The sequence below is a fragment of the Stenotrophomonas sp. 3(2025) genome (genome assembly GCF_052665395.1).
In genome coordinates, this window is the sequence record NZ_JBQOIF010000002.1 from 239,268 (window position 1) to 256,424 (window position 17,157).

Here is a 17,157-nt window from a genome sequence, read left to right on the forward strand (position 1 = left end):
CTGTAGAGCCGAGCCCATGCTCGGCTCTACAGCGCCGATGACCCGCTGCGGAAGCCACTGAACACCGATTCGGCCGCAAAGCCCACGCCGCCCAGCAGCACACCGAAGTACACCACCGACGCCACCACGAAGCCGTAGCCGGCCGCCACCGCTGCGCCATCGCGCTGGATGAAGCCGATGGCAAAGGACATCAGCGCCAGCGCCGGCAGCGTGTTGCTGAAGGGAATCGGCCCGGCCGGCAGCATCAGCAGGATCGTGGCGAACACCAGCGCCAGGTTGTTCAAGCGCATCATCTTCTTTGAGCGAACCATCGCTGCCAGCCGCATCGGCCGGGACAACCGCTCCATCCGATGCACCCATTTCAGGGCACGGCCCAGGTTGGCTTTCAGCTTGTCGGTGGCGATCTGCTTGTCGGCCAATCGCTGCGGCACCCACAACGGACGGTCGCGCACGCGGCTCAGGCCGATCAGCAGGATGGACGCACCGAACACCGTGCTCAGCCCGGGAATCGATACCGGAATCAGGAAGATCGCCGACAGCAGGATCACCACCAGCATCAGGCCTTCGTCGCCCAGCGCATGCAGCAGCGTGCCCACGCGTATGTGGTCGCCGGGCAGGCCGTCGATCAGGTCTTCAATCTGCTGGGCAAGAGGGGCGGTGTCGGTGGCGTCGGGCGCTTGGTAGGTCATGCGTCGAAAGAGTGTCCAGGGAAGGGCGGTCGATAGGGCCGTCCTGCGGTGGGGGACGCACAGGCCCCACGAGTATCCCCGGCCAGCGCCGCGCAGAGGTGAACGATGCATGAGGCCGGCGTTGCCAGGCGGCCTGGCCTAAAATGGGCGTCCCCCCCACTGGTTGAAGATGATGGACATGGGTCGCAGGCAATCGACCATCGAACTGGTCGCCATCGATATGGATGGCACGCTGCTGGACCCCGCCCACAAGCTCACCGCGCGCGTCAAGCAGGCCATCGCCCAGGCGCGCGCGCTGGGCGTGCACATCGTGCTGACCAGCGGCCGCCCGGTTCCCGGGCTGGCGCCGTTCCTGCATGAGCTGGGCATCGAGGGCGACGATGACTACTGCATCGCCTGCAACGGTGGCCTGGTGCAGCGCATCGGCCCGCGCGAAACCGTAATCGAGTATCCGCTCAGCTTCGACGATTTCGTGTACTGCGAACAGGTCGCCCGCGAGATCGGCGTGCACTTCCAGGCACTGGACGCGCAGCGCATGTACACGCCCAACCAGGACATCAGCATCTACACCGTGGCCGACTCGCATCTTTCGCGCATGCCACTGTCGTACCGCCGCGTGGCCGACATGGACCCGGGCATGTCCTTCATCAAGCTGATGATGATCGACGAACCGGACGTGCTGGACGCCGCCATCGCGCGCCTGCCTGCCGCGCTGACCGAGCGCTTCGCAGTGCTGAAGAGCGCGCCGTTCTTCCTGGAAGTATTCGACCACCGCGCCGGCAAGGGGCCGAGCCTGCAGAAGCTGGCCGAGCACCTGGGCATCGACCGCGCCAATGTGATGGCCATCGGCGACCAGGAGAACGACCTGACCATGCTGCAGTACGCCGGCACCAGCGTGGCGATGGGCAATGCCATCGATGCGGTAAAGGCCGTGGCGCGCTTCGAGACCGCCACCAACGCCGATGAAGGCGTGGCCAGGGCGATCGAGCGCTTCGTGCTGCAGTAACCGCGCGTCCATCTTCGCCGGTAGGTGCCAACCTTGGTTGGCACACGCAGCCTGCAAGCGCCGACCAAGGTCGGCCTATCACGCAAGGGCTATACCCACGTATAGCGCATCCATACACAGCGCCATCGGCGCTGTACCACGGTGCAATGGCGGATGCGGCAGTGTGATGCAAGAATTCCGCACGTCGAAATCACGCCACCGAATCCCACGGCAGATGATCGTCTTCATCTGCCACTGACCGGCGCTTACCGCGCCGTCATCACTTCAATGCAATCGCCGCCAGCCAGCGCGCCGTACACCGGCGTCGCATCGCGCTGGGCGTGCGCCTGCGCCACCTTTCCCCTGCACCCTGGATCTGGCCATGAACACTCCACCTACGCTTCTTGCCCTGGCAATCGCTACCGCCCTCGTTTCACCGCTTCACGCTGCCGAATCCACCGACGCCGCGCACGACACCCCCACCACCTTGAACGCGCTGCAGGTCATCGCCACCCCACGCGGTGCCGCTGTCGCCCCCACCCAGGTGGTGGGCCCGAACCGCTACGTCATCAATGCCACCGACCTGGATGCGATGGTGACCGGCAACAACGGCCTGTCGATGCTGAAGAACGTGCCGGGTGCCAGCTACACCGCCACCGACGGGCTGGGGCTGGATATTTCCGCCACCAGCCTGTTCGTGCGCGGTTTCCGCATGAATGAAATGGGCATCACCTTCGAGGGCGTGCCGCTGAACGACAACGGCTTCCTCTCGCTTACCGGCACCAGCGTGGTCAACGTCGGCGTGCCCGATGGCATCGGTTCGATCACGGTCAGCCCGGGCGGTGCACCGGTCAGTGTGTTCTCCAGCAGCGTCAATGGCGGCAGCCTCGAGTACCGCCTGCGCGACCTGCAGGACACCCCCAGCCTGCGCATCAAGCAGGGCGTGGGCAGCAACAACACGCGGGTCACCACGGTCTCGGGCCAGAGCGGCCAGCTGGGCGAACACGGCCCGAAGCTGCTGGTCGACCTGCAGCGCGTGTCGGCCGACAAGTACCAGGGCGCCGGCACCCAGAAGTTCCTGCGCGGTGACCTGAAGGCGCAGCAGGATGTGGCGTGGGGTGACTTCACCGTGTTCCTGTCCGACAGCAAGGCCGCAGTGTGGGGCTACAACAACATCTCCTTCGACATGATCCGCAAGCTGGGCTGGAAGGCCGACAGCTTCTATCCGGACTATGCGTGGGCGTACTACGTGGCCTCGCCGGAGAACGCCGAAAAGTCCTGCGGCGCCTACACCTGCGGCGAGCTGTCCGAGCTGATTCCCTACGACACCGGCCAGGTGACCCGCGACCGTGTCGCTTCGATCAACCATCGCTTCCAGATCACGCCCGCGCTCAGCGGCAACGTGCAGCTGTACAACGCCAACAGCCACACCCAGGCCACGTTGACCGACCCGACCGTGCCCTCGCCCAACGGCGCGCCCTTCTCCGAACAGGTGCAGACGCCGCACCTCAATCGCCTCGGTGGCATGTTCAACCTGCAGTTCGAGACCGGTGCGCACACCCTCACCACCGGTTTCTGGCAGGAGAAGAGCAAGGCGGCCGCGAAGACCGAGTGGTACCAGCAGCCGCTGCTGGGCCAGGGCAAACCACTCAAGGCGACCGGGCCGTTCGATGTGTACGGGCCGGCGTTCCAGACCGACAACGCATCCAGCTGGGTGACCCGCTCGAGGCAGTTCTACCTGCATGACAATTACGCCGTCACCGACACGCTGGTGCTGGGGCTGGGCTTCAAGGCCGTGGACTTCACTACCACCGGTGGTGGCATCGGCGACTCAGCGGAGCGCCCGGTGTCCGGCACGCTGCGCGCAAAGAGCAACTTCCTGCCACACGTGTCGCTGTACTGGAGCCCGACCGAGCGCACCGATGCCTTCATCGACCTGGTCAACACCATGAACGGCTATCGCGTGGCCCAGCGCGGCAACATCGGCTATACCGCGTCGGCCTGGACCATCAGTGACCAGAAAGAGTTCGACCGCGTGGCCGGCACCCTGCGTCCGGAAAAGAACTGGAACCTGACCGTGGGCGCCAGCCACCGCTTCGACCGCCTGACCGTGACCGGTGATGTGTTCTACAACGACATCCGCAACCGCCTGCTGTCGGCGGCCATCGGCACCCAGTTCGCGCAGATCAACACGGTGCGCTTGATGCCGAAGATGCACGTGATCGGCGCCGACCTCGGCATCACCGCCGACCTGACCGACCACCTGCAGTTCTACCAGGGCATCGCGCTGGCGCGCTCGTACTACGACAGCGATTTCGTGGTGGGCGATACCGTGTACCCGATCAAGGGCAACGCGCAGCCGGGCTACCCGCAGCTGTCGCTGGTCAGCGAACTGTCCGCGCACTTCGGCGGCTGGCGGTTCGGTGCCACCAGCACCTCATACCTGCGCCAGCCCTTCACCTATGAAAACGACATCCGCGTGCCGACGTTCTGGCAGGTCAACGCGTACACCGCCTACACCCTGGGCCCGGACAGCCTGCTGCCGGGGCTGGAGCTGCGGCTGGACGTGAGCAACCTGTTCAACCGCAACAACATCGGCACCGCCACCATCGCCGGCTCGTCGTTCTCGGGCGACTACCAGACCCTGCAGCGCAGCGCCCCCCGGCAGGTGATGTTCAGCACCTCGATAACCTTCTAAGTAGATCCACGCCATGCGTGGATGCACTTCGCGGCAGGCTGGGTAGCGCCGGGCCATGCCCGGCGAAATCCCTCCGGCGCCGACGCGCCTTGCCAACCAAGGTTGGCATCTACCCAAGCGGGGGCCCTTCGCCGCACGCAATCCGGTAGCGCCGGGCCATGCCCGGCGGAATCGCTCCACCCAAACGGGCCATCCGCCGCACTTTGCACAATCAGCACTGATATTCCGGCACCAACGCAAGGTTCCCACAATGTTGCTGGGTCATCCTGTACGCATGGCACAGCACAACCCCCGTTTCCCTCCGGTCCGCAGGCGCGCCCATGGACGTGCGCGTCCGGTGCCGTTCGCAGCACCGGCGGTCGACCTGGAGGCCGAATACCAGTTCTGGCAGGTCTATGACCGCGTGGTCCGCCCCCTGCCCGGGGGCGGCTTCCGCCTGGCCTGGCTGGTGCTGCAGGCCGTGTACCGGGCGCGGGCGCGCTATCCTGCCGACACCCACAAGGCGGCGCTGTCGCGGGTACTGTTCGGTACCAACATGACCGATGCGCGCGCGGCCGAACTGGAAGAACTCTACGGGCTGGTCAGCCGCAGGCTGGCGGCGGTGGCCGTGCGCATGCTGGCACCCGGCAGCACCGCCTAGCCCGCCTTGCAGGGCATGCAGATCCGTCCCACCCCGCCGGCACCGGCGCGCAGGTCAGGGTCGAAGAACTCTTCCTGGCTGCGGATCTGCCCACAGCGGCTGCAGACTTTCTTCTCTTTCGATTCCAGCCCCTGCACCTGCTCGATCACCTGATCGACCGCTGCCGAGCGGATCTCCGTGCCGGCCACTTCAATCAGGCGATAGAGCCGGTCGGACAGCGTCTGCACCGGGTCGCTGCCGAGGTTGAACCGGTTGATGCGCAGGAAGCGGTAGCCGTAGCTTTCCAGGGTCAGCTGGCGCTCGACGTCGGCCTCCACCAGATAGCGCTCGTGGTTGCCCACATGCACCGGCTTGTCGCGGCGGAAATGGAATTCGAAGCCGTCGTACTCGATCACGATCTGCAGCGCGCCGCGCACGGTCTGCACGGTCACCAGGAAGTCCACCCGCCACGCCGGGTGCTGATAGGTCGGGTCGAGCTGGCGCAGGTAGTCGCCCACCGGGAACTGCGGAATGATCTCGACTGCATCACCATGGGCAAGCACGAACGGCGTCTGCTGCAGCCACTGCAGCACCTTCGATTCCATCGGGCTGCGCGCATCGGTCTGCGCGGCGTCGGGCGCGGGGCGGTCCAGCTGGCTGGCGTAGTAACGCAGCGCATTGCCGATTGCGCCGCGGAACGCATCCACCGGCATCGAATGGACGAACCAGATCGCCTCCTGCGCACGGGAGAAGCCGACATTCAGACGCTGCACCTTCAGCTTGTCTTCCACCGCATCCACCGCGCCGCTCAGGCTGACCGGGAAGATGTAGTTCAGCGCATCCTGGCCGGCAGTCGCCACCATCGAATAGAAGATCAGCCCGCGTTCCTCACCCTGGCAGGAGTCGACCGTCATCACCTTCAGGCGAAGCCGCTCTTCAAGCTCGCGGCCGCGCGGATGGTTGAACAGTGTCTTGGACAACAGCGTCTGCTGCTCGCGGAACGGGGTGATGATGCCCACCGTGGGCGGCGCATCCGTAGCCAGCAGTTCCACCAGGCGCTCGGCGATGAAGGCCGCTTCGGCGTCGTTGGTACTACGGCTGGTGCGGTGCCCACTGGCATCGACCTGGCTGAAGCGGATCACCTCCTGCAGCGGCCGGCTGCGGATCTTCAATGCCTGCAGCTGGTGGTTGTAGAAGGTGGAGGACGAGAAGCCGATCAGTTCCGCATAGCTGCGGAAATGCTTGCGCAGCATCACCGAGTACGAGGCCGAGAGCGAGCAGAACTCCAGCACCGAGCGCTTCACATCGAACATGGCCAATCGTTCCAGCACGTCGGCCTGCTGGCTGACGTTGGTGCGGAAATAGTTGACCAGGTCCGACCGGTACTTGTCGTTCAGCGCGATGCTGGCGTTGGCGGCCTTGACGTTGGAGAACTGCTTGGAATCGCCCAGTACCACCACCTTGCGCGCGCGCAGCAGCGCCGGCAGCGCCTGCGCCACCGAGACCTGCGAGCCTTCGTCGATCACCAGCACATCGAACAGGTCCGGCGCCAGCGGCATGTACTCGCCGAACTCGCGGATGCTGGCGATCATCACCGGGAACGACTCGCGCACGCTCTCGAACTTGTCCACCGGAAATTTCTGCCGGTTGGCGATCACGCCCGCCAATGCCCGCGCATCGGCGCGGTGATGATCCATGAAGCTGATCAGGCGCCCATCCACGTGGGCGTTCATCACCGAGGTGTTCAGGCGCTCCAGCTTGGTCTTGGTGCCCACATAGTCGTACTGCGGCGCGTCGACGAAGGCCTTGCGCGTGGCCATCCAGCCCTGCAGGAAGCGCAGGGTCAGTGCCCACAGTGCGGGATCGTCCTTCGGCTCGGCCAGCAGGGCCTCGACGATGGCCGGATTGAGCCGCGCCAGCAGGGTCATCGCCTGCCGTGCAACCGCCGCACCCGGGCCCGGCGCGGCGCCGTGGGCGATCTGCCGATAGCTGGCCGGCAGCTGCGTGCCCAGGCCTTCGGCCTCCAGCTTCATGCGCAGCGCGTTTGCGCCCTGCACGATGTCCTGCAGGGCGGCTGCATCCTGCTTGAGCAGCAGCGGGCGGGTGGTGCCGAGCTGGTTGAGCTGAAGCTCCAGCCCGCGCACCGCATTGCCACGCAGCAGATAGCCCAGCAGCGGCATCTTCAGCTGCTGGTACTGCAGCAACAGCGTACCCAGCAGCCGTATCTGCCCGGCATCCAACGACTCGAACAGCGCCCAGCCGTCAACCGGTCGGTCGGCGAGGAAGGCGGTGGTCACCGCATCGCGGCGGATACGTTCGTCCAGTGAGGCCGGCGTGTAGTCGGTGCTGCCGAACAGGTCGGCAAGATAGGCCTCAAGCACGTCCGCCTGCGCAGCCACCGCTTCCAGCTCGGCCAGCACGTTGGGATCCATTACCGCGTGCACCTGCTGCAGCACTGCAGGGGCGCGCTCGCCCAGTTCCGCTTCCTGCTCGTGCATGGTCTTCACTGCGGCAAGCGATACACGCCCCAGCGTCTGCACGGTAGTGGAGATGGCCTGCCGCAGTGTCTGCGCCGTGTCCTGGCGCTCGCTCTCAAGGGCGGGCTGGTTGGCCTTCATCGCCTTGGCGAAGGCCGAAATCTGGCTGATCGTGCCGGTGGAAGTCAGGCGCTTGAAGTTGGCCGCCTGCTGGCCCAGCCGCAGGATCGGGTTGGGGAAATCGCGATCATGGCGAACCCGGCTCATCGCATCGGACAGCTTGTCGTACACCACGTCCAGCGCTTCGGTCTTGTCCGACAGCACCAGGCAGCTTTTCTTGTTGAAGGCGCAGTCGGCGGCGATGGCGGTGATGGTGTGCGACTTGCCGGTGCCAGGCGGGCCTTCGACCACCACGATGCGGCCCTGTGGCTCGCGCACGGCCAGCAGGATCTTGCGCTGCTCCTCGTTCAACGGAATGGGCGAATCGAACACCATGCGCTCCACCAGCGGCAGCGCATCCCAGGCCGATTCCACCCGTTCCCCGATGGGCTCGGGGTTGCGCATCAGCACGCCTTCCACCATGCCGTGGAAAAGATCCACCAGTTTCGACCCCCCATTGCGGGCCTGGTCGATGATCTCCTCGAAATCATTCAGCAGCGCCTCGTCGGCGCGCTCGAACGCAGCCAGGTGCAGGGCAGGCGACAGCGCCACGGTGGCGGTGGAAGCCTCGCTGGCAGACGAGGAAAGCGAGACGTCGCCGCCCAGATCCATCGCGTTGGCTACCTGCCGGAACAGCGACGCAGCCACTTCGAACAGGCTCTGTGCCGGGTCGAGGTACTGGATGCGCTCCTGGATCGGCGACACCCACTCGCGGGCCATGCCCACGGCCAGTTCCTGCAGCACGAAATCGATCGCGCGGCGGTTGGCGAACAGGCGGTTGCTGAGGGTCAGGGTGTAACCCGAACCATCCTTGGCCCGCACCACGTCCAGCGGCAGGTAGAACACCGGGTACTGCACGCCCGCGTACTTGAGCGTGCCCACGTAGAGATACAGCTGCAGGCCATCGCCGGTGGCGACATAGGTTTCCAGGTCGCGGAACTCATGGAAGGCGTCGGCCGCCACGAAGTTCTCGAAGAAGGCCATCAGCGCGCTGATCGTGCCGTCGCGGGTCAGCTGATGCTCGCAGGCCTGCTGCAGCGGCAGCTCGTCACCGGTGGCCAGCAGGCGCGCCAGCACCTCCGGCAGGGTCTGGTACAAATCCACAACGGAGCGGGTGACCAGGTCCGATTCAGCCGCGTGCAGCGAATCCATCACCCAGTACGCCTGGCCCTGCAGTGGGCCGGCCAGATGCGCGATCAGCGGCCGCACCACCTGCACGCACATCGCATCCACCAGGGTGCCCTGCACCGATTCCACCCAGGCTTCCGGGTCTTCCAGTGCACCGGCCATGCTGGCGGGCGCCTTGTCCAGCACGGCCACGCGCACCGTGGCGATGGCGGCCTCGGTGATGGCGTTGACCTGCTCTTCGACGATGCGGCGCAGCGTCGCGCTGATCGGCCGGGTGTAGCTGCGCGGTCCGATGGTGAACGAAAGCTCCTCACCGGAGGGCCGGCTGAGCAGCTTCCACAGCTCCTTGTCCAACGCCGGATACGGCGCGGTGCGCATGCCTGCGCGGAAGCCGGAATCGCTGGTAAGCACGATGCGGCGCCGCGGTGCCTGCGCGCGCTTGAAATCCGATTCAAGGAAATCGCGGAAGTACTGCGAGATCCGCACCGCGATTTCGCGCATCTTCGTTTCACCCAGAGGCCCGCCGCCGCCGGTTGCCGCAGGTGTCAGCGGGGTGGACGCATCGGAGGTCGGCAGGTGCGGCGGCTGGGGAGTGCTCATGTATGGCTGGGCGGGCACCTGGCAAGACAGGCACCGCTAGGGACTGGGTCCTGCATGGTCGCACGCGTCGCCCACGGCGGGGAGGGGGCCAGTGCCCTCCAGTACCGACGGCAGGATCATGTGCGACGTCAGCGATCGCCAGAACAGCGACTCGTCATAGCTGTCAAAGTCGGTCCGGACCAGAATCGGCGACGGTAGCCCCTGCGCGCGCAGACGCAGGCGGATGCTGGCGACTTCCTCGCCCAGCCCCATGCCGAACAGCACCAGTTGCACCTTCGCATCGCGCAGCACGAACGATTCCTGCAGGCGCGTGCCGAGGCCAGCGGCCAGGAACGTTCCCACCAGGTCGTAGTTGCGCCATTCCAGCACCGACAGGCCGCTGTCCACGCTGTAGATCGATTCCATGCGGATCAGGCCGCGCCGCCCTATCGTCCGTGATATCCGCTGACGGGCGGCCTCCTGCCCGCCCATGATGAGCATCCTGAGCAAACCGCGTCTCCTTGTGTATGGGCTCGCGGAAATGGTCAGGGCGCAGGTGGCATGGCAGATATCAGATGAATCTGATTCCTTCGTGCATGCAGCAGCGTGCTAGGTGCCCGGCTTGCCCCGGTCCAGCTGCCGGTAACCGATGGCCTCGGCCAGGTGCGCGGTCTGGATGGTCCCGCTTCCGGCAAGATCGGCAATGGTGCGTGCCACGCGCAAGATGCGATGCATCGCCCGCGCCGACAGCTGCAGGCGCTCGATGGCTTGTTCCAGCAGATCCTGGTCGGCTTCGCTCAAGCGCGTGCACGCGCGCAGGGCAGCAGGCGGCAGGTGCGCGTTGAGGCCACCACGCGCCTGTTGCCGCGCATGTGCCGCTTCCACCCGCGAACGCACGCTGGCGCTGGGTTCGCCCAAGGGTGTGCTCTCGCGCAACTCCACCGCATCCATGCGGCTCACGTTGATGTGCAGGTCGATGCGGTCCAGCAACGGGCCCGATACCCGCGCGCGGTAGCGGGTGACGCGCTCGTCGCTGCACAGGCAGCGGTTGCTGCGGTCGCCGGCCCAGCCGCAGGGGCACGGGTTCATCGCCGCCACCAGTTGGAAGCGTGCCGGGTAGACCACGCTGCGCGCCGCGCGGGAGATGCGGATGTGACCCGACTCCAGCGGCTCACGCAGGGTTTCCAGCGCACTGCGGTTCCACTCGGGCAGCTCATCCAGGAACAGCACGCCGTGGTGGGCCAGCGAGATCTCGCCGGGGCAAGGTGGATTGCCGCCCCCCACCAATGCCGCCGCGCTGGCACTGTGGTGCGGCGCCCGGAACGGCCGCTGCCGCCAGCGCTTCGGGTCCAGCCCTTCGCCGCTGACCGAGGTGATGGCCGCCAACTGCAGGGCATCGATCTCTTCGGAATCCGGCAGCAGGCTGGGCAGGCGCGAGGCGAGCAGCGTCTTGCCGCAGCCGGGGCTGCCGATCAGCAACAGATGGTGACCACCGGCCGCGGCAACCTCTAACGCGCGGCGTGCGAGCGCCTGCCCGCGTACATCGGCCAGATCCGGCAGCGGCAGCGGCGTTGTGTCTACGCGTTCCACCTGTGGCAGCAGGCGTGGATTGCCCAGCCCGGCGCAGCATTCCAGCAGGGTGCGCGCCACCCGCACATCGGCGTGCTGGGCGAGGGCGGCTTCAGCGGCGTTGCCCGGGGGCACGATCAGGATGCGTCCGGCTTCCGCGGCGGCGATGGCGGCCGGCAGTGCGCCGGACACCGGGCGCAGCTCGCCGGTCAGGCCCAGCTCGCCGAGGAACTCGTACTGCAGCAGCGACTGCGGATCGACCTGGCCACTGGCAGCGAGGATGCCCAAGGCAATCGCCAGGTCATAGCGACCGCCCTCCTTGGGCAGGTCGGCGGGCGCGAGGTTCAAGGTGATGCGCCGCTGCGGAAAGTCGAACCGCGCGCAGAGCATCGCGGCACGCACGCGCTCGCGCGACTCGCGCACGCTGGTCTCGGCCAGGCCGACGATCTGGGTAACCGGCAGACCGCCGGAGAGATGCACCTCGATTCGTACCAGCGGGGCGTCGACCCCGGCGCGGGCACGGCTGTGAACCAGCGCCAGGCTCATGTGTGGTTTCCTGCAGAGGGACGCTTGATGGTGCGGCAGGCGCTCTACGGGCGACCATCGGGGATTGCTGGCGAAGTGGCTAGGAGGATTCCGACAGGTGGTTGGAACGTGCCTTCTTCCTTTGCGGCACGTGGTCTCTGCAAATTGGGTGTCCAACCTCGCCCGATATCAAGTGGATCAGCGCCACTCAGCCAGACCCGCGGCCGAATCCCTACGTCACGCTGCCCTCAGCCCATCCGCGGCCCCTGCCGGCTCTCCTCACGCTGCTGCTCCTGCGTCTGCGCTTGCGCCAGCTGCTGCGACCGCTCCTGGTCCTGAGCACCAAGGCTCCGGTTGGCCGCTGCATACTGCTGCTCCGGCGCGACGGCCAGCGCGTCCTGCGTCGGCATTTGCACCCGGTTGGCGGCGGGGTCTGATGACGCGCCCGGCCCCGAGCGCGTCACGAACAATGTGGTACCCGCAGCACGGGTTTCGGTGGCCTCATTCAATGCCATGTCCACTTTGTCGCCGGGCTTGAACCCGGCCTCTGCCGCAAGCCTGTAGGCAGAGGCCAGCAGGCGATCACTGCTCTGGTCCCACGGCTTGTTGTTCTTTTCATCCAGCATGGTTACCGATGAGCGCAACTGCTCCAGCAGCCCGCTGCCATCCGGGCGCAGGCCTGTGCTGTGGTGTCGGTCTACGTCAGCGTCGTGCTGCGTGGCAGGCCTGGAGCTGTGCGGCGGGGATGCACTCGGCGCGGGCTCGGGTGTGGTGGGTGCGCGCGGCGGGGTGCCCGCGGGTTGCTGCTCCTGACCTGCGGTAGCGCGCTGCGCGTGTGCCTGAGCAATCTCCTCTGGCGTGGTGACGGAAACGATCTGCATGCGCTCGTCATCTTTCCCAGCCAATGTGGCCAGCGAGCCATCCTTCTGTACCTGCAGCATGAAGGTGCCAAAGCTGGGCACGGTGCGTGCATGATCCTGGGCAACCGCGGCTACAGCATCATCAATTTCAACTGCGTTTCGCACAATGCCGGCGCTTCGGTAGGCGTCCACCACCTGGCTGCGCAGGCCGTATTCGGTTGGCGTGGGATTGGCCCGGGCAATGTCGGCCATGGACGTCAGCTCCTGCACGCCGGCCTGCTGGCTCTGACGCGTGCGATTGAGCTCCTCGATGATGCTGCCCTCGGCCGGGTTGGTGCCATACACCCAACCCGGGGTGTGCCACTGCCCGTTGGCGTCCTGTGTGTACTTCTCGCCGTTGGAAGCGCGCAAGGGCTGGGTCTGGGTCTGTGCGTTGGCGATCACCTCCGGTACCGGCTCGATGGTGGCGAACTCGTGCCAGTTGTACTGGTTGAACGCCACCTGGTAACGGGCGGCGAGTGCCTCCGGCGTGTTGGCGGCGTTCTGGGCAATGATGCGCTGCGATTCCAGTTCCAGATGGCCGGCCTTTTCCGGGCTGACTGACACGCTGTGGTCGAAAGGGACGCGCCCATCAATCATTGAGTGGATGGAGAGGTTCCATTCGCCGTTGTGCGGGTTGCGCACGTAGTGGCGGTTGGTTTCAAACGGTTCGCGCGGTGGCGTGTTATCGCCGCCGGCATCGAGCTTGAACGGGTTCTGCGGCTTGGGCAGGTTGGCCATGCCCAGCGAATAGGAATCGTTGGCAGCTTTGTAGTTCAGTTCATCCACCAGCCGGCCACCGGCGACCATCGTGGTATCGCGGTAGCTTCCGTCGGGCTGCGGCGTGCGCACGCTGCGGCTCCAGGTGCCATTTGCATCTTCCGGGTCGCGGCTCCATTCGTTGCCGCTGCGGTCCACCTGGGTGTAGACCGCTTTCTTGTCCTGGTACTGGGCCCAGTACTCACCGGCGAAGCCACCGGCCACGCCGCCCAGCAGCCCGGTAGCCAGTGCACCTGGCCCGGTCCACGAGCCGGTAACCACGCCGTAACCTGCGCCCAACAGGAAACCGCCGCCGAAGCCGCCCGCGGTACGCCCCACGAAGTGGGTGGCAGCTGATTTTGCGCCGGCATCGTTGCCCTCGCTGCGCAATTCGGCCACGCGGTGACCGGTGATGGCGAAATCCACGGCCAGTGCAGCGACACCAGCGGCCCCGAGTACGCGTGCGCCGGTAATCTGCCCGCGTGTGGCGACAGCAGCTTCGGCGGCGCCTTCCGCAGCGCCCGCTCGCCCTGCAGTGCCAGCCAGTTCCGGAGCCGTGGTTGCTGGGCCAGGGCGCGCGATGGCCAGCGGCATTTCCGGGTTGAACGCAGTGCGCACGCGGACGGCGGTGTGCTCGGTCAGCGGCAGGCGGCCACCCTGGTTGGCCTCTTCAATTGCGGTGCCCAACGATGCGCGGCCGCCCCAGCGCTCGCTGAGGGTGGAGTTGCCGGGTTCGTCGATGGCATCCAGTGCCAACTTCACGTTGGCTTCGGACTGGGTGACGCCGCGCCAGCGCAATTCGGACGGATTGAGCGTCTTCAGTTCCGCAATCTGCGTGGCGTGGGTACGCTGGTAGCCGTCCAGATCGGCGAAGAAGGTGCGGACCTTGGCGTTGGCTTCCGCCGGGGTCATGTTCTCGGGCGTGTTGGTGACCAGGTCGCCGTTGAGGATGCCGGCGCGAAGGGTATGTTCGAGGTTCTGGATGCGGGCACCCATACGCTCGGCAGCGGCAGCCCGCACATCCGGCGGAGTCTCCTTCGACAGCAGGGCTCGGCCGTCGTACGTTTCCGCGAGGTCGTCGAGAACGAACTTCAGCTGATCCGAATACGCACCCAGAGGGCCGCCTGAGTGTGGCGAAATACCCAACCTGGTTGCCAGCGCGGGGTTCGCGGGCAGGTTGAGAATGTTGTCGGGTCCGTGGAGCGCGAAATGACCACTCCTGGCAAGCGATTTCAGCAGCGGGCTCTGTTCGAACGCAATCTGTTCGATCAGATGGTGTCCCTGAAAAACCGGTGTGTCGGCCATGCGCACCACCTCATTCAAGAATCCGTTTGAAAGAGCTCGTCTTAAATATCGGCTACATCGCGCAGCCGTACGCCGGAGAAGTTGGCCGCACTCAATGCATCAAACATCGCGCGGTCGCAGATGGGCGGTGCGCCCATGCGAACCTGGCGGAAGATATGGGCATCTCCCACAACATCCTGTTTGAACACCAGGCTCGCTCCGCCGACGAGGCTGTAAAGCTTCTCGTCCTCGCCGGTCTGATAATTGTGGTCGAGCTTGATCCTCACGCGCGAAGCGGCTTCATCCAGGGCATCGAGTCTGCGCAGCACATTGCCCAGGTAGTACCGGGGGCCGGGGCTGCCATCAGCAAGGCTGAAGTCGCATGCCACGAATGCAAACGCCTCGGGGTCCACCTGCTCAAACAGCTGCTTCAAAGGCTCCGACACAATCCATATGCCAGCGAGCTCTTCCAGATCGCGTGGCATGCCGCCCTTCTGCGGTACATGAACCAGGTGGGGACGCTCCGGATACTGGTCTGGCGTTCCGTCAGGACGTGAGACGACATTCATCCCCGGGTCGATCAGCTTCTCTTCGTTGGCGATTTCTATACCGGGAACCCTGCCATTGCCCAGGAGGCCGGCGTCGATCAGGAAGAATTCGCCCTTGTGAGATGCGGCTTCGGCTGAAACTTCAATGGGGGTTGATTCGGTCACGGGGGCTTCCATCATGGATGCGGGGGCAGGACGGGAAAGCAGTCGAGCCGATGCTAGCGGGGCTGCAGCGCAGCCACAAGTTCCGTCGGAACGGTGCCGCGAAGGGACGCTTGAGGCGGCGGCGGCGACTGGCGGACCGCCATTTGGATCTGCGGGTGAAGCGACTGGAGAGATTCCCGCCGGCAGAATCGGGGAGCCCACGCGTCCGTGGCATGATGGCGCGAGGGGGCCGAAGCCTGGGCCTTGCGCAGGAACGTAGGCATCTACAAGGAGGAGATATGCGTCCGGCTATGCCACGCAGGCAGATCTTCAATGGCACTCTGGGAACGCTCTCCGGCTTCTGCCTGCTGATCCTGCTGGTCGCATTGCAGAGTTCATGCTCAACAGCCGCTACGCGTCCTTCTTCGGAGAGCTTCAGGGTGAAGATCATCGACAACCTCGATGAGCGACGCCTTGATATGGCGGTGACCTCCCTCGACAATCATGCGATATGTGCCTCGAAGGAGAACTGGCCGGGCGAGTAAGCCCTGCTGGGAGTTGCTCGCAGATGTGCGGGAGCTATCGTCCCGGTGGAAATTTCCCATGCTGATGACTTGCACGCCTCCAATGAACACTCGCAAGCTCTTCCTGATGGTCACGCTGGCACTCGCACTTTCTGGCTGCTCGGAAGTTGCAAGCACTCAATATGCAGACCGAAACCAAGCCATTTCGAGACAGGCAATCGGTGAATCGAAGTGGTTGCCCGGGTGGTTGCCTGAGGATGCTGTCAACATACAAGAGACGCACGACATGGACACCAATGAGTCGTGGTTGGTCTTTCGTTTAACCAGCGGGATTCTTACTTTGCCTGAAAACTGCACGCTGGCAAGCAGGCCGGAGATGCCGGACGCGCGAGTCATGCGGCGGTTTCCCCAGTTCGCCCGAAGCGCTTGGTCGCGCGCGTCAAATTACGCCGGAAAGTTCTACCTGTGTCCGGATGGCAATGCTGGTCGCTGGGTCATGCATGATGAAGAACTGGACCTTGTTTACAGCAGAGTAAAGTTCTGAGACCGATGTCCGGGCGCTCAAGTTCGATCACGAACGGCAACCCTCTTCGTCCGAACTTGGACTCCCTCAACGTAGTCAGGCCGATGTCCCCCCGATTTTGAGTAGCAGGGCGATTTGGAGTTCAAGCTCTAGTTGGACACCGCTGCCCATCAGGGACCGCCCCACTGAAGCGCCCAAACAGCGCTTCGATCCACGATGTTCCTGCACTCTCCACCAGCAACGCGCCCTGGCTCTGGTGGTAGTCCAACCATCGCTCGAAACTGAGGCGCAGGCGCTCGATATCCGGTGCCCGCGTAAGCGCATCGGCGGGCACCCGGATCAGCACGCGTGAGGGGGCGTTCTCCACGTCCATCACCAGAACGCCCTTGCACCGGATCTCGAAGGACGTCACCCCAGCATAGCGCGTGTGCAGTTCAAAGCCCTCATCCGCTTTCGCGGTAACGAAGCCGAGTGCATCACTGTGCAGCAGCCGGTAGTCGACTGGCTGCAGCTTCTGGTAGGCCCACACCTGATCGCCCGCTGGCTCCGGCCAGCCCGCCCATACCGCGCCGATCACCGCGATGCACACCGCCGCAGCGGCAAGGCCGTGCTTCTTCATTCATCACCCCGCACAAGAACAGAACGTCACGCCCACAAGCGAGCCCTCAGTCCTGTGGCCGCACCCGTTCGTGGATGAAGGCCGTGAGTGCGATGTCAGCCATTACCAGTCCCTCCATTACACGATCGCCCACGTACTGGTCGGGCTCACCGTTCTGGCGCGTGCGTTCGGCCGCCAGCAGGATCTCCTGCACGATGCGCTGGCCCGTCAGTGCGCAGTCGGCGTCGGACAACTGCATCTGCCGGCTGCGCAGGTGATGGCGTTCGGGCCACGGCTGACCGTCGGCCGCAGCGCCGGCGCCGATGCTGCGCAGGATGGCGATGAGGCTGTTGGGATCCAGCGCAGGGGCGGGCGAGGGCGCTTCCTGGATGGGGCGCGGGGGAGGGGAGTGCGGCGTGGTCATGGCAGGCTCCGTGCAAGCAGGCAGAA

13 protein-coding genes are annotated in these 17,157 nt (G+C 65.4%); 5 read left to right on the forward strand and 8 right to left on the reverse strand.

What is annotated here, in order from left to right; translation table 11 throughout:
• Nucleotides 1-26: 26 nt before the first annotated feature.
• Nucleotides 27-689 (reverse strand): exopolysaccharide biosynthesis protein, encoded by a 663-nt coding sequence (locus tag ACUXVE_RS02620; RefSeq protein ID WP_025877405.1) that lies wholly within the window; start codon nt 687-689, stop codon nt 27-29.
• Nucleotides 690-861: 172 nt separating this feature from the next.
• Between ACUXVE_RS02620 and yidA the strand changes: the two genes are divergently transcribed.
• From yidA to ACUXVE_RS02635, 3 genes are all read left to right on the forward strand, one after another.
• Nucleotides 862-1,695 carry a sugar-phosphatase gene (gene yidA / locus ACUXVE_RS02625; RefSeq protein WP_445513758.1) on the forward strand — a complete coding sequence of 278 codons (834 nt, stop codon included), beginning with the start codon at nt 862-864 and terminating at the stop codon, nt 1,693-1,695.
• Between the two features lie 361 nt (nt 1,696-2,056).
• Nucleotides 2,057-4,372 carry a TonB-dependent receptor gene (locus tag ACUXVE_RS02630; protein ID WP_445513759.1) on the forward strand — a complete coding sequence of 772 codons (2,316 nt, stop codon included), beginning with the start codon at nt 2,057-2,059 and terminating at the stop codon, nt 4,370-4,372.
• A 337-nt stretch (nt 4,373-4,709) separates the two neighbouring features.
• Nucleotides 4,710-5,012 carry a hypothetical protein gene (locus ACUXVE_RS02635; RefSeq protein WP_445513760.1) on the forward strand — a complete coding sequence of 101 codons (303 nt, stop codon included), beginning with the start codon at nt 4,710-4,712 and terminating at the stop codon, nt 5,010-5,012.
• Here ACUXVE_RS02635 and ACUXVE_RS02640 read toward each other — a convergent pair.
• The 5 genes from ACUXVE_RS02640 to ACUXVE_RS02660 all read right to left on the reverse strand — a co-directional run bounded on the left by ACUXVE_RS02640 (nt 5,009) and on the right by ACUXVE_RS02660 (nt 15,095).
• Nucleotides 5,009-9,355 carry an AAA domain-containing protein gene (locus ACUXVE_RS02640; RefSeq protein WP_445513761.1) on the reverse strand — a complete coding sequence of 1,449 codons (4,347 nt, stop codon included), beginning with the start codon at nt 9,353-9,355 and terminating at the stop codon, nt 5,009-5,011. The two genes, ACUXVE_RS02635 and ACUXVE_RS02640, sit on opposite strands and share 4 nt — an antisense overlap.
• Before the next feature lie 36 nt (nt 9,356-9,391).
• Nucleotides 9,392-9,844 carry a hypothetical protein gene (locus ACUXVE_RS02645; RefSeq protein ID WP_445513762.1) on the reverse strand — a complete coding sequence of 151 codons (453 nt, stop codon included), beginning with the start codon at nt 9,842-9,844 and terminating at the stop codon, nt 9,392-9,394.
• A 99-nt stretch (nt 9,845-9,943) separates the two neighbouring features.
• On the reverse strand, nt 9,944-11,449 hold the full coding sequence (locus tag ACUXVE_RS02650; RefSeq protein ID WP_445513763.1) for a YifB family Mg chelatase-like AAA ATPase: 1,506 nt from the start codon (nt 11,447-11,449) through the stop codon (nt 9,944-9,946).
• 227 nt (nt 11,450-11,676) lie between these two features.
• Complete coding sequence (locus ACUXVE_RS02655; RefSeq protein ID WP_445513764.1) at nt 11,677-14,391, reverse strand: XVIPCD domain-containing protein; 2,715 nt, start codon at nt 14,389-14,391, stop codon at nt 11,677-11,679.
• Between the two features lie 41 nt (nt 14,392-14,432).
• On the reverse strand, nt 14,433-15,095 hold the full coding sequence (locus tag ACUXVE_RS02660; protein ID WP_445513765.1) for an imm11 family protein: 663 nt from the start codon (nt 15,093-15,095) through the stop codon (nt 14,433-14,435).
• A gap of 266 nt (nt 15,096-15,361) precedes the next feature.
• On the opposite strand from ACUXVE_RS02660, the gene ACUXVE_RS02665 reads away from it, so the two are divergent.
• Together ACUXVE_RS02665 and ACUXVE_RS02670 are read left to right on the forward strand one after the other, a co-directional pair.
• On the forward strand, nt 15,362-15,607 hold the full coding sequence (locus ACUXVE_RS02665; protein ID WP_127563846.1) for a hypothetical protein: 246 nt from the start codon (nt 15,362-15,364) through the stop codon (nt 15,605-15,607).
• A gap of 82 nt (nt 15,608-15,689) precedes the next feature.
• Complete coding sequence (locus ACUXVE_RS02670; RefSeq protein ID WP_445513766.1) at nt 15,690-16,130, forward strand: hypothetical protein; 441 nt, start codon at nt 15,690-15,692, stop codon at nt 16,128-16,130.
• A 121-nt stretch (nt 16,131-16,251) separates the two neighbouring features.
• Here ACUXVE_RS02670 and ACUXVE_RS02675 read toward each other — a convergent pair whose 3' ends face one another.
• A complete protein-coding gene (locus ACUXVE_RS02675) occupies nt 16,252-16,728 on the reverse strand; it encodes a cold-shock protein (protein WP_445513767.1) in 477 nt (158 codons plus the stop codon).
• Between the two features lie 46 nt (nt 16,729-16,774).
• Entirely contained in the window at nt 16,775-17,131 is a 357-nt protein-coding gene (locus ACUXVE_RS02680) for a hypothetical protein (RefSeq protein ID WP_033832433.1), read from the reverse strand.
• Between the last annotated feature and the right edge of the window lie 26 nt (nt 17,132-17,157).

Coding starts and splice junctions, on each gene's coding strand:
- ACUXVE_RS02620 (WP_025877405.1), bottom strand. CDS start 689: ATGACCTACCAAGCGCCCGACGCCACCGACACCGCCCCTCTTGCCCAG.
- yidA (WP_445513758.1), top strand. CDS start 862: ATGGACATGGGTCGCAGGCAATCGACCATCGAACTGGTCGCCATCGAT.
- ACUXVE_RS02630 (WP_445513759.1), top strand. CDS start 2,057: ATGAACACTCCACCTACGCTTCTTGCCCTGGCAATCGCTACCGCCCTC.
- ACUXVE_RS02640 (WP_445513761.1), bottom strand. CDS start 9,355: ATGAGCACTCCCCAGCCGCCGCACCTGCCGACCTCCGATGCGTCCACC.
- ACUXVE_RS02650 (WP_445513763.1), bottom strand. CDS start 11,449: ATGAGCCTGGCGCTGGTTCACAGCCGTGCCCGCGCCGGGGTCGACGCC.
- ACUXVE_RS02655 (WP_445513764.1), bottom strand. CDS start 14,391: ATGGCCGACACACCGGTTTTTCAGGGACACCATCTGATCGAACAGATT.
- ACUXVE_RS02660 (WP_445513765.1), bottom strand. CDS start 15,095: ATGGAAGCCCCCGTGACCGAATCAACCCCCATTGAAGTTTCAGCCGAA.
- ACUXVE_RS02665 (WP_127563846.1), top strand. CDS start 15,362: ATGCGTCCGGCTATGCCACGCAGGCAGATCTTCAATGGCACTCTGGGA.
- ACUXVE_RS02670 (WP_445513766.1), top strand. CDS start 15,690: ATGAACACTCGCAAGCTCTTCCTGATGGTCACGCTGGCACTCGCACTT.
- ACUXVE_RS02675 (WP_445513767.1), bottom strand. CDS start 16,728: ATGAAGAAGCACGGCCTTGCCGCTGCGGCGGTGTGCATCGCGGTGATC.
- ACUXVE_RS02680 (WP_033832433.1), bottom strand. CDS start 17,131: ATGACCACGCCGCACTCCCCTCCCCCGCGCCCCATCCAGGAAGCGCCC.